General features: G+C 56.6%; 11 protein-coding genes and 1 tRNA gene. 3 read left to right on the top strand and 9 right to left on the bottom strand.

Annotation, left to right across the window (positions count from 1 at the left end; all coding sequences use genetic code 11):
- Positions 1–5: 5 nt before the first annotated feature.
- The 7 genes from VH413_11610 to VH413_11640 form a co-directional block, all read right to left on the bottom strand.
- Positions 6–1439 carry a hypothetical protein gene (locus VH413_11610; GenBank protein ID HEX3799336.1) on the bottom strand — a complete coding sequence of 478 codons (1434 nt, stop codon included), beginning with the start codon at positions 1437–1439 and terminating at the stop codon, positions 6–8.
- A gap of 41 nt (positions 1440–1480) precedes the next feature.
- Positions 1481–2284, bottom strand: a complete 804-nt coding sequence (locus tag VH413_11615; GenBank protein HEX3799337.1) for an ABC transporter ATP-binding protein — start codon at positions 2282–2284, stop codon at positions 1481–1483.
- Positions 2281–3198: an ABC transporter ATP-binding protein gene (locus tag VH413_11620; protein ID HEX3799338.1), complete on the bottom strand. Its 918-nt coding sequence runs from the start codon at positions 3196–3198 to the stop codon at positions 2281–2283. The genes VH413_11615 and VH413_11620 overlap by 4 nt, the downstream gene beginning before the upstream one ends.
- A gap of 1 nt (position 3199) precedes the next feature.
- Positions 3200–4219 (bottom strand): ABC transporter permease, encoded by a 1020-nt coding sequence (locus VH413_11625; protein HEX3799339.1) that lies wholly within the window; start codon positions 4217–4219, stop codon positions 3200–3202.
- A gap of 5 nt (positions 4220–4224) precedes the next feature.
- Positions 4225–5607: a CmpA/NrtA family ABC transporter substrate-binding protein gene (locus VH413_11630; protein ID HEX3799340.1), complete on the bottom strand. Its 1383-nt coding sequence runs from the start codon at positions 5605–5607 to the stop codon at positions 4225–4227.
- A 68-nt stretch (positions 5608–5675) separates the two neighbouring features.
- Complete coding sequence (locus tag VH413_11635; GenBank protein HEX3799341.1) at positions 5676–6524, bottom strand: formate/nitrite transporter family protein; 849 nt, start codon at positions 6522–6524, stop codon at positions 5676–5678.
- Between the two features lie 5 nt (positions 6525–6529).
- Positions 6530–7717: a CmpA/NrtA family ABC transporter substrate-binding protein gene (locus tag VH413_11640; GenBank protein ID HEX3799342.1), complete on the bottom strand. Its 1188-nt coding sequence runs from the start codon at positions 7715–7717 to the stop codon at positions 6530–6532.
- Between the two features lie 95 nt (positions 7718–7812).
- Here VH413_11640 and VH413_11645 point away from each other — a divergent pair, with 95 nt between their 5' ends.
- The 3 genes from VH413_11645 (at position 7813) to VH413_11655 (ending at position 11905) form a co-directional block, all read left to right on the top strand.
- Positions 7813–8733, top strand: coding sequence for a LysR family transcriptional regulator (locus tag VH413_11645; GenBank protein HEX3799343.1), 921 nt, complete (start codon positions 7813–7815; stop codon positions 8731–8733).
- 89 nt (positions 8734–8822) lie between these two features.
- Positions 8823–10487: an FAD-dependent oxidoreductase gene (locus VH413_11650; GenBank protein HEX3799344.1), complete on the top strand. Its 1665-nt coding sequence runs from the start codon at positions 8823–8825 to the stop codon at positions 10485–10487.
- Positions 10488–10489: 2 nt separating this feature from the next.
- Positions 10490–11905 (top strand): ATP-binding protein, encoded by a 1416-nt coding sequence (locus VH413_11655; GenBank protein ID HEX3799345.1) that lies wholly within the window; start codon positions 10490–10492, stop codon positions 11903–11905.
- Positions 11906–11915: 10 nt separating this feature from the next.
- On the opposite strand, the gene VH413_11660 is transcribed toward VH413_11655, so the two are convergent.
- Positions 11916–11990: transfer RNA gene (locus tag VH413_11660), tRNA-Val, on the bottom strand.
- 103 nt (positions 11991–12093) lie between these two features.
- Positions 12094–12765: a DUF4159 domain-containing protein gene (locus VH413_11665; protein ID HEX3799346.1), complete on the bottom strand. Its 672-nt coding sequence runs from the start codon at positions 12763–12765 to the stop codon at positions 12094–12096.
- Between the last annotated feature and the right edge of the window lie 14 nt (positions 12766–12779).

Here is a 12779-nt window from a genome sequence, read left to right on the forward strand (position 1 = left end):
TCACGTCAGAAATTGAATTCGAGTTGGGCCCAAAACTTTTGGATGTCCACATTGCCCACCGCTAGCGAAGGCGCGGGCGCGTCCTGTCCCTGGTAGTAGGCATACTTGACCAGCACGTTCCAATGCTTCGCGAATTTTTTGGAAATCACGGCGTCGAATTCCTGGCCGTAATCGCCGCTGCCGTAGTCGGCGTCGTACTTGTGATAAACAAAACGCAGCGGGATTTTCGTGGGCAACATGACTTGCGCGTAACCGTAAATATCGCGCAAACCATTTGCCGGCGTCGTGAGGAAAACATCGTCCCAGCCATTGAACGCATGGAGCGTCGCGAGCGGTGTGCGGAAGGAGGCGCGCCCGCCGCCAGCGCCGGAATTCACGCCGCTGCCGAGGTCTTCGATGCCACCGCCGAACGAAAACGGATCCACCGTCGCGCCGAGTTCGAGATTATAATAATCCGCGTCGTAGCGGAGCAAGCTGTCGCCGTAATCGGTTTGGTAGGCGAATTCTGCGCGATAATCCACGGAGATTTTTTGCGAGATCGGCGCCGCACCCGCGAAATAGCCGCCGTAAGTGGCGGAGGAATTGGCCGCGCCGGCGGCGTTCTCAAGATTCAACAGGTAAGTATAACCAACAAATTTTCCGTACTTCCAACCGGAGTAGGAAATATTGATGAGATGCGAATCGGAACGAAAATCCTCGTTGGCAGTGGACAATCCGGAGACGTCGCCATAAACGCGATGCACATCCCAAAGGTAGCCATAATATAAATTGAGGCCCTTGATCGGTTCGCTGCTGATGGTCGCCGAATCGTAGGTTTGCATGTTTTGGCGCCAGCCGACATCGCCGACAAAACGATGATTGTCGAGAACGATGCGTTGTTCGCCGACCTTTGCGTTCACATAATCCTCGTAAGCGTAGCCGAACCACGCCTGGTCGAGTCGCGTGAGTGGAGGATCGGCAACGACCGGTCGCGCGCCTTGCGCGTTGGAACCGCCGGCGTTGTAATTATGCTCGGGCCCGAGCGCGGTGACATTCACACCCTCGACCATGCCTTGAAAACCGTAGAGCGGCGCGGTGGTGAAGCCGAATCGCGTGCGCAAGGTGGGCGCGTAGGAATTTTTCGTTATGCCCGGTGCGCCTTCTTCGTTCGCCTGTTCGTAGCGCAAACGCATGTTCACATTGAATTTTCCCTTCGCGATGGCATCGGGAATTTTCACACCCAAAAAATTATCCATCTGATCCACGATGGATTGGGGCGCGTTAGTTCCGGCATCCGTGGCGGAAGGAGCCGCAGCTTTCGGGGCGGCGGGAAGCGGAGCCGGTTGCGCGGGGCCGGAATCCGTGAAGGCGGCTTGCTGGGCAAGAACGGAAGCGGTGAAGGCCATGAGCATGCCTCCGCCGATCAAGGTTTTTTGAGCGTTGGATTGGGATTTTTTCATGAGGTTTTTGAATGGATCAGAATGAGCGGTTGGTGTGAGGTTTATGCGGCCTGAGCGACGGCTGGTTTTCGATGGGCGCGTTCTTCGAGAAAGCCAATGAGGTGCTCGCGGCAGCGGTAGTATTCCGGGTCTTCCAATAATTTTGCGCGGTCGCGCGGACGCGAAAACGGAATGGGTAAAATCTCACCGACGCTTGCGGCGGGGCCGTTGGTCATCATGACGACGCGGTCGGCAAGCAGGATCGCCTCGTCCACGTCATGCGTTACCATCAGGGCGGTGAGCTGTTTGCGGCTCCAGACCTCGAGCAAAACTTTCTGAAGCTCGATGCGGGTCAGCGAATCGAGCATGCCAAACGGTTCGTCCAGCAAAAGCATCCGCGGCGACAAGGCAAACGCGCGCGCGATACCCACTCGCTGTTTCATTCCCTGCGAAAGTTCAGCGGGGCGTTTGTCCATCGCATCGCCAAGACCGACGACGTTTAGATAATATTCGGCGATTTGGCGGCGGTCGGTTTTGCTGGCAGTGAAAAAAACCTGGTTGACGCCCAACATCACATTGTCAAAAGCAGTCATCCACGGCAGCAAACAAGGCGATTGAAAAACGACGCCCCGATCCGGCCCGGCGCCGGACAATTCTTTTCCCGCCAGAATGATTCCGCCGTCGGAAAGTTCGCTGAGGCCCGCGAGCATCGAGAGCACCGTGGATTTGCCGCAACCGGAATGACCGATGAGAGCGACGAATTCACCCTTCTTGATTCGCAGATTGAAATTTTGCACGATGCTGACCGGGCCTTTCGGCGTCGGATAGCTCTTCGCCAGGTTGAACAGCTCAACGTAATCACTCACGAGTCCACCTCAACTTTTTCGGGTTTGATTTCCGAGCGGCGCATCGGCTGATGATTGGCGGATTGTGCGGGGCCGCGCAGGCTGATGTTTTCCGGTTCGATGTCTGGCAGCACGAGATTGCGCGTGACGGTCGTGCGCTGGCGGCTTTTCGAGTTGAGCATGAACTCGGTCACTTCGCGGCGAATCTCCTTGAAACGAGGCTCGTGATTCAAGGCTACGCGGTCGCGCGGACGCGCGAGATCAATGGTGATGGAAGGCCCAAGTTTCGCGGTTGGCCCGGCGCTCAACGGGATGATGCGGTCGGCCAAATAGATGCCCTCGTCCGGATCGTTGGTGATCAACACCACTGTCTTTTTTTCCTGCTGCCAGATGCTGGAAATTTCATCCTGCAAGGTGGCGCGGGTGAGGGCATCGAGCGCAGAAAGCGGTTCATCGAGCAAAAGAATTTGCGGGTTCATTGCCAGCGCGCGCGCCACGCTGACGCGCTGGCGCATGCCGCCGGAGAGTTCGCCGGGTTTTTTGTCACGCGCGGCGGCGAGGTTCACCATCGCGACATGTTTTTCCGTGTGCCGGATTTTTTCCTCCGCGCTCCATTTTGGAAAACATTGCGCCACCGCCAGGAAAATATTCTCAAATACCGAAAGCCACGGCAGGAGCGAATAATTCTGGAAGACGATCCCACGGTCCGGTCCCGGTTCGGTGATTTCCACGCCATTGAGCGTGAGTCGGCCGGCATCAGGTTTAATCAAACCGGCGATGAGCGAAATGAGCGTCGTTTTGCCCGCGCCGGAAAAGCCGACGATCGCGACAAACTCGCCCTGGTCCACCGTGAGGTTGATGTCGCGCAACACTTCCACGCGGTCATCACCCTGGCCATAACCTTTGCTGACATTTTGTAGCTTTAGAAATTCCATGTTAAAAAGCTTTTGCGTCGTAAGTGACGAGCCGTTGTAGAATCAACATCAGGCGGTCGAGCGCGAAACCGATGAAACCGATGGTGAAGACGGCGACCATGATCTGGGCGAGCGTATCGCTGCTGCCGTTTTGGAACATGTCCCAGATGAATTTTCCGAGGCCGGGATTTTGCGCGAGCATCTCGGCGGCGATGAGCACCATCCAGCCGACGCCGAGCGAAAGCCGCAGGCCGGTGAAGATGAAGGGAAGCGCCGAGGGCAGAACGATCTTCCAGATCTTTTGCCACCAACCGAGCTTGAGGACGCGCGCGACGTTGAGATGGTCTTTGTCAATCGAAGCGACGCCGAGCGAAGTGTTGATGAGCGTCGGCCAGAGCGAGCACATCGCCACAGTGATAGCGGAACTGAGAAACGCTTTTTCAAACCACGGATGCGCGGGATGATACAGCGCGCTCACCAGAATCATGACGATCGGCAGCCACGCCAGCGGTGAAACCGGCTTGAAGATCTGGATGAATGGGTTTACCGCCTTGAAAAAATTCCGGCTCAGGCCGCAGAGCACGCCCAGAGGAATCGCAATCAAGGAACCGATGATAAAACCGGTGAACACGGTTTCGAGGCTGGTAGAAATTTGATCGAGATAAGTGGGGGGGCCGGAATATTTGATGTCGGGAAATGCCTGTCCGGGATTGGCGGAGAGGAAGCTCGCGCGGCGTTTGGCCAGTTCACGGTAGAATTCCGCCTCGTGCGCATGCTCGGTCCAATGCGCATCCCACAGAACCACGGCCTGCTTCCAGACCGCGAGCGGCCCGGGAATGGAGCCGAAACTCACTTGGACGTGCGCGGAGATTTGCGACCACACGAAAAGGAAAATCAGGATGGACACGAGCGGAGCGCCAACGCTGGAGAGTACTTTATCGAATAGTTCGTTCATCCGGCGCTGGGGAAGTTTGACCGGCTCGGGCGAAACGGTGGGCGCTTTTTCAGCAACGGTGGTGAGGTTAGTGGCGGCTTCGTCCATGAAAGTTAATCTTTTTGCCCGACTTTGAGCTGGCGCAGGTAGTCGTTGGGTTTATGGGCGTCGAAGGAAATGCCATCAATGAAATCAGGGTCGGCGGGTTTGAAGCCATCGGTATCGGGCAGGTCGCCGGATTGCATTTTGCCCGCGGCGATCAATTCATTCGCGGCCTGGCGGTAAATTTCCGGGCGGTAGACTTTTTTGGCGGTGGCGGCGAACCAATCGTCCGGCTTCGCTTCGCCGATCTGCCCCCATCGGCGCATCTGCGTTAGAAACCAAACGCAATCGCTATAGAACGGATAAGTCGCGTGATAACGGAAAAATACATTAAAGTCCGGCAAGTCGCGCTGATCGCCTTTTTCATATTCAAAAGTGCCGGTCATGCTGTTGCGGATGACCTTTTCATCCGCGCCGACGTATTGCGGTTGGGAAAGAATCTGGCAGGCCTTGATTCGATTGGCGGGGCTGGCGTCGAGCCATTGGCCCGCGCGGATGAGCGCCTTGACGACGGCAATCAGTGTGTGGGGATTTTGTTCGGACCACGGTTTGGTGACGCCAAAAACTTTTTCCGGATTATTTTTCCAGATTTCGTAATCGGTGATGACCGGCACGCCGATGCCTTTGAACACGGCCTGCTGGTTCCAAGGTTCGCCAACGCAATATCCTTGGATCGTGCCCTGCGCGAGTGTGGCGGGCATTTGCGGCGGCGGCGTGACGGAGAGGAGCACGTCGGCATCGGTGGTTCCGGTGGTATCAGTCGCGGTGTAATAACCGGGATGGATGCCCGCGGCGGCGAGCCAGTAGCGCAAATAATAATTGTGCGTAGATACCGGGAACACCATGCCGAACTTCAGTGGCGTGCCGGCGTCCTTGTTTTTTTTCACGATGGGCGCGAGCGCGGAGGCCGAGATGGGATGCGGCGGGCGCGGGACGTTGAGCCTGGGGTCGGCTTCCTGCATCTGTTTCCAGATGTCGTTAGAGACTGTGATGCCATTGCCATTCAAATCCATGCTGAAAGGCGTGATGATGTCGGCCTTTGTGCCGATGCCGATGGTCGCCGCGATGGGCTGACCCGCGAGCATGTGCGCGCCGTCGAGTTCGCCGGTGATGACGCGGTCGAGCAAAATTTTCCAGTTCGCCTGGGCTTCGAGCGAAACATAAAGGCCCTCGTCATCGAAGTAACCGTTCTCCTTCGCGATGATGAGCGGCGCGCAATCGGTAAGTTTGATGAAACCGAATTTAAGTGAGATTTTTTCCAGTTTGGTTGCGGCGCGGCTGGTCCAGGGGACAGCCGAGGCCATCGCTGCGCCTGCTATCGCGGCCTTCGCCGTGGTCTGGAGAAATTGACGGCGATTGGTTTTGCGCGGACTTGATTTTAAAGCTGGATTCATTCAGGCAAAAGGATTGCGTCAAACGTCTTGCGGACCGTTCATAAAATTCGGTTGAACTGATTTCGAGATTACGCCTGCACTAATTGTTCAGGCGCGGGATCGGATGCGGTTGCGACATTGACTGCGGAGGGTTTGGCCGGGCGATAGGTCCAGTAGAGGAGCATGCCCGTGAATAGAAAGCCGCCGATGAGATTGCCGAGCGTCACGGGGATCTGGTTCCAGATCCACCAGTCGGAGAGCGAAACTTTTGCGCCCAGCATCATGCCGGTGGGAATGAGGAACATATTCACCACGGAATGCTCGAAGCCCTGCGCGAAGAACACGAGAATGGGCATCCAGGCGGCGGCGATTTTTCCGAGCGTGGAATGCGAGGTCATGGCCATCACCACGCCGAGGCAAACCAGCCAGTTGCAGAGCATCGCTTTTACGATCGCGGTGATCATGCCTGCGCTGCCGTGAGCGGCGTAGGCGGTCGTCTTGGCCTCGGCGGCGGCGACGATTTTTGCGGCGATGCCTGAGGGCGCTTCAGTGCCCGCGCTGGTGAGCACGATATAGAGCAATACCCCAAAAGCCACGCTGCCGATCAGGTTGCCCATGAAAACCCAGAATAGATTGGTGAGCACCTGGATCCATTGGCGATGACCGGCCACGCCGGACAGCATCACCACCGAGAAACTGCCGGTAACCAATTCCAGGCCCAGCAAAACAATCATTACGAACCCGACCGGGAACACCAGCGCGCCAACCAGCGGCACACCCGTCTGGACTGTAGCAGTGATCGCGAAGCTGGTGGATACGCCGAGCAGTGCGCCGGAGAGGATGCCGCGCAAGAGCAAATCCTTGATCGGCAGGCCGGCCTTGTGATCGCCTACGGCCAGCATGTTTTTTACAACGTCAATGGGTTTGATGTAGTCCATAAAGATCAGTTTTTTTCGGGTTCGGATTTCCCGGCGCACAATGCGCGGGGAAAATATTTTCCGGCGCGTGAGCCGGGAGCGGTGGCATCGGTAAGACGCGTTTCAAATTTGTTTTTGGCTTCGAGTGAACCACGCAGTTGGACGGCGCGGTCGAAAATATCGGTGCGAAAAATCCGGTTGATCAGGGCCTGATTGGTCTCGAGCGAGTTCGCGCAAAGGCCGCTGGCGCGCAAGCGCTGAAGAATCCACGCGGCCTTGTCGGCGGAAGGTTCGTTTGCGTTGTGGCGATGAAACACATCGAAGTTCGGGACGTGCCGGACTTGCCCGTGGCCAAAATCAAATTGCGCGCTGAAGGCATTTCGCAACGCCGTTTCGGGAACATTTACGTAACCGGGTTGCGCGAGCGTGGCGACGATTTGTTCGCGGTTTTGCGGAGCATCGCAAAATTCGCACGCTTCCAAAAGCGCGGCCACCAGGGCGATATGTTGCGCGTCATTTTTTTCCGCGAAATCACGGCGAACCATCAGGACTTTTTCCGGATGTCCGGGCGCGAGTTCGGCGCTGGTGTCAACACACCAGCCAACCCGCGATTGCACCGCGACGGAGTTCCACGGCTCGCCGACGCAGAAGCCATCGAGATTACCGGCCTTGAGATTGGCCACCATTTGCGGCGGCGGGACGATGACGATGCGGGCATCGCGGCCGGGCTGGATGCCCGCATTCGATAACCATTCGCGCAATAATAAATTGTGCGACGAGAAAGGATAGACCGCGCCGAAGACAAAAGTTTTGTCGCGCGAGCGAGTGATTTCTTCCCGCAGCGAATTTCCATCGCGCACGCCTTTTTTCCATAAGTCGTTGGAAAGAGTGATGGCATTGCCGTGAAGATTCAGGACGAGCGCGGTGAGGCATTCGCACGCGATGGAACCGAGTCCAAGAGTGGCGGCGAAGGGCATGCCGCCGACGGCGTGCGCGGCTTCCAACTCGCCATGAATGATTTTGTCGCGGACAGTGGCCCAGCCGAGTTCACGGCTCAACTCCACGTTCAAGCCATATTTTTGAAAGAGTCCCAGTTCATGAGCCATGATGAGCGGCGCGCAGTCGGTGAGCGGAACGAAACCAAGGCGCAACTTTTGCGGCGACGGCTTGGCGGTGCGAATTTTTTTGCCGATGCGATGAGTCTTTATTGCCATCGCCAGTCGTTTTAGCTCGCGACATGCCAACCGGCTTTTCTGGCGTAATGATTGCTACTCTTAATTCCGATGAAGATGATGAATTGTACTCATGTATGAGCAAGCCCCTTGATGGTCGGCAGATTCGAGCGTTCTGCACGCTGGCGAGAACGGGTAGTTTCACGCAAGCCGCGCGCGAGTTGCACGTCACGCAATCGGGGATCAGCCACTCGATGAAGGCGCTGGAGCACGATATTGGCTGTCGTCTTTTAGACAGGCTGGGCAAAAAAGTCGTGCTGACGCAGGCGGGCGAACAGTTGTTGCATCACTCAAAAAAAATATTGCAGGAGATGGATACGGCGCGCGAAACGCTGGGGCGTCTCGGCAAGTGGGGCAGGGGCAGGCTGCGGCTGGGCGCGAGCACGACCGCGTGCCAGCATATCATTCCACCGGTGCTGCGCGAATTTAAGGAGAGCTTTCCCGAGCATGCCATCGCGATCCAGCCGGGCGATACGCCGGAGTTGACGTCAGCGTTGTTAAATCAGCAAGTGGATCTGGCACTCTCGCTGGTGATGAATGAGCCGCAGCTTGAATTTCATCCGTTGTTCAATGACGAATTGCATTTCATCGTCGCGCCGCTGCATCCGTGGGCGAAGGCGCGGCGGGTGGAGCGTTCGGAAATTCCCCGGCAGAATTATATCCTCTACAAAAAGCGCAGCGTGACATTCGCGTTGATCGAAGATTATTTTCGGCAGGAGCAAATGGTCCTGAACACGATCATCGAACTTGGCAGCATGGAAGCGACGAAGGAATTGGTGAAGCTTGGAATCGGCGTGAGCATTCTGGCGCCGTGGATTGCGCGCAAGGAAATCGAAGAGGGTTCGCTGGTGGCCTTGCCGTTGGGCCGGCGTAAGTTGCAACGGCGCTGGGGCATCATGCATTGGCGCGGCAAACGGCTCAACCTGGCGGAGGAAACTTTTATCGGGTTGTGTGAATCGGCGTCGGTTTCATTGCGGAAGCTGATGAGCGATTCGTGAAGAAACAAATGTTTCTCGTCCGGCATCGAATTATTTTTTAGGTTTTTCTTTTTGTTCACTTTTTTGCCGCGCGGCGTAATATTTAGATTATGGCTAAGCCAGTGATTTGGACGGTAGATGATGACCCGGATGTTTTGCGCGCGGTTGAGCGCGATTTGCGGCGCCAATACGGCGATCGCTACAAAATTATTTCCGCGGATTCGGGAGCGTCGGCGCTCGAGGCGGTGAAATTGCTGAAGCTGCGGAATGAACCGGTGGCGCTTTTTCTCGTGGACCAGCGCATGCCCAAAATATCGGGTGTGGAATTTTTGGAGAAGGCGATTGAGATTTATCCCGACGCCAAGCGCGCGTTGCTGACGGCGTATGCGGACACAGACGCCGCGATTCGCGCCATCAACAGTGTGCGGGTGGACCATTATTTGATGAAGCCGTGGGATCCGCCCGAGGAGCGGCTTTTTGGCGTAGTGGACGATATGCTGGATGATTGGCAGGCGACGTACCGGCCGGTGTTTGAAGGCGTGCGCGTCATCGGCCATCGCTGGTCGCCGCATTCAAATGAGATACGGGATTTTCTCGGGCGCAATTTCGTGCCGCATCAATGGCTGAATGTCGAAACCGAAGACGCCGCGAAGCAACTGCTCGAGACGACCGGCGCGGATGCCGCGTCGCTGCCGATTGTCGTGATGCAGGATGGTTCGATTTTGAAAAATCCGCCGATTGCGGAAATCGCGCGCAAGCTTGGTTTGAAGACCAAGGCGGAATTTCCTTTTTACGATTTAGTGGTGGTGGGCGCGGGGCCGGCGGGTTTGGCGGCGTCGGTCTATGGCGCGGCGGATGGACTTCACACGTTGCTGGTTGAACGCGAAGCCCCCGGTGGACAAGCCGGCCGCAGTTCACGCATCGAAAATTATTTAGGCTTCCCGGTAGGCTTGAGCGGAAATGATTTGGCGCGCCGGGCGGTTGCGCAAGCCCGGCGATTCGGCGCGGAGATTCTTGCGCCGCAATCCGTCCGCAAGGTGCGGATCGAAGGGCCGGCGCGGGTGCTGACGCTGGAGGATGGAACCGAAGTGGGTTGCCGGGCGTTGCTGATCGCAACGGGCATCGCGTTTCGCAAACTGGAAGTGCCGGGGCTGGAAAAATTTTCGGGCGCGGGTGTGTACTATTATGCGCCGATGTCCGAGGCATTTTCCTATTGTGGCGGGGATATATATATTGTGGGCGGCGCCAATTCCGCCGGGCAGGCAGCGATGTATTTTTCGAAGTTCGCCCGCCAGGTGACAATGATCGTGCGACGCGGCACACTTTCGGAAACGATGTCGCAGTATTTGGAAAACCAAATCGTGGCGACGAAAAATATCTCGGTGAAATACAATACAGTCGTTGTGTGCGTGGAAGGGAGCGATCGTTGCGAGACGCTCACGCTGCGAAACACCAAGACGCAGGAGCAGGAGACAGTCACCGCGAACGCGCTTCTGATTTATGCGGGTGCGATTCCGCAAACGGACTGGCTCGCGGGCGTCCTTGAGCGGGACGCGCAGGGTTATTTGATTTCCGGCCAGCATTTGATACGCGAGGGGCGGCGACCGAACGGCTGGACGGCGGATCGCGATCCGTTTTATTTGGAGACGAGCGTGCCGGGAATTTTTGTCGCTGGCGACGTGCGGCATCGCTCGGCCAAGGGCGTGACTTCGGGCGTCGGTGAGGGCGCGATGGCGGTCAAGTTGGTCCACGAATATCTCGGCCTTCAGGCATAATTATGGATAAAGCCACGCTCCAACAAGTTCGCGCCACGCCGCTGTTTTCCCAATTATCGGACGAGCAGATCACGTGCATTGAGCCGGGCGAAATTGTCGAATTGCCCGCGGGCACGGTGTTGGTGAACGAAGGCGAAAAGTTGCTGGAGTTTCTGATGGTGTTGGAAGGCGAAATCCGGCTTACGCGCGTCTATGATCGTCAAACGGTTCTGATGGGCACGATCAAGGCGGGAAGATATACCGGTGAGACGACGTTGCTGCTGGGAATTCCCTGGCTGGCGTTGGCAAGAATTTCCAAACCGGCGAAAATTTTTCGACTTAGCGAAGATAATTTCTGGCGGATGCTAAGCACCTGCCACGAGGTTGCGCGCGAGATTTTTCGCACTGCGGCGAACAAGATGCGCAACATGGAAGGCTACTCGCAACAACGCGAGAAGCTGGCATCGCTCGGCACGATGGCCGCGGGACTGGCGCATGAGTTGAACAACCCGGCGTCGGCGGCGCGGCGGGCGGCATCGCATTTGCAAACCGTGACCGACCGCGTGCAAATGTTGTTGTGCGAACTTTCGGAAGTGTTGCATCACGACCATTGGCAGCACCTGTTACAAGGTTCATTGCACGCCGAGGAACGGCTGGCAACCGCGCCCAAGCTCGATCATCTCGAACGCAGCGACCGCGCGGAAAGCCTGGCGTCGTGGCTGGAAACGCGCGGAGTGGCCAACGCGTGGGATGTCGCGCCGACTTTCGTAAGCGCGGATGTGAATGCCGCGTGGCTCGAAGAATTGACGAATAAATTGCCGAAGGAAGGCCAGGCGCTGGCATTGAATTGGGTGGAGGCGCGATTGAATCTGCGTTTGCTGCTCACGCAAGTCGAGCAGAGCACGTCGCGCATCGGCGAACTGGTGAAGGCCGTGAAATCGTATTCCTACATGGATCAATCGCCGATGCAGGACATAGATGTTCACGAGGGGCTGGAGAGCACGTTGACAATGCTCGGCCACAAATTAAAAAACGCGACTGTCGAGCGCTCCTTCGACCGCACGCTTCCGCATATCATGGCTTACGGCAGCGAACTCAATCAGGTATGGACGAACCTCATTGATAACGCGATTCACGCGGTGGATGGCAAAGGAAAAATTTGCATCGGCACCTGCCGCGAAGACAATCAGATTTTGGTGGAGATCGTGGACAATGGCCCCGGCATTCCGGAGTCCGTGCAGGCACACATGTTCGAGCCATTTTTCACAACCAAGCCCGTCGGCACCGGCACCGGTTTGGGTTTGATCATCAGCAACCGCATCGTTGCCGACCGTCACGGCGGGGAAATAGAATTTGAATCCAAGCCGGGTGAAACGCGTTTCAAGGTGCGTTTGCCGATTTTGGGTAAACCCGCGCCTGAGGAATCACAAGCGGCTTGATTTGAAAAGATGGTGCGCGATGCAGGGATTGAACCTGCGACCCCTACCGTGTCAAGGTAATGCTCTACCACTGAGCTAACCGCGCATTTCAACGAAAACGGCTTCGATTTGACGCCGTCCACCCCGGAGGATGGAGGGGAAAACTACGCGACTTTCGGTGGGCAGGCAATCTTTTTCCGCCGCCGTTTTTAATGCGTCAGGGCGTAGATGGCGATGTTGAGGGCCAATTTTTTGCCGTCTTCGGGGCTGATGCCTTTGCCGCGGTTGCAGCTATTGTCCGCGCTGAACGCGCAGCAGAGTCCGTCCTCGCACATTACCGCGACGAGGTTGCCGTGGTAAAACAGGCCTTCGAGCTGGATGTCGCGATTTTCATTCAGGCTGTGAATGCGTTCAAGTTTGTGAAACGAATGATAAATCAAATGATCGTATGGGATCGGCTTCACCTTTTCGCCGGCAAAAATACGGCTGAATTCGCGGCGCCACGCCTCGGGAAATTCCGGGTTTGTGCAGCAGCCCGAGGCCATGATGAATCCACCGTGGCTAAGATATTTTTTGAGGTTCTCAACTTCCGCCGGAGTGAAGACGAAACTATTGTGGCCGTTCATGAAGACGAACGGCGTCTCGAACAGTTCCGGCCCCTTGAGCGTGACCATGCGCTCTTCCTGGACTTTCAGCGTGGTAGCGCTTGAGACGAGCTTCATTAAATCCTCGCCGACACCAGAACAATCGTTGCCGTCGTTGTCACTGTATTTCAGGCGGCCCATGAAAAACGTCGCCTGCAATTCGTCCTTGCTCTCGGGACGCGCGGCGCACGTCATAAAGCAAATCACGAGGGCTATCAAGAGGGTGCGGGTTCTCATTTTCTTCTCGGTTA

Source organism: Verrucomicrobiia bacterium, from assembly GCA_036268055.1.
In the GTDB taxonomy this organism is placed as follows: domain Bacteria; phylum Verrucomicrobiota; class Verrucomicrobiia; order Limisphaerales; family Pedosphaeraceae; genus DATAUW01.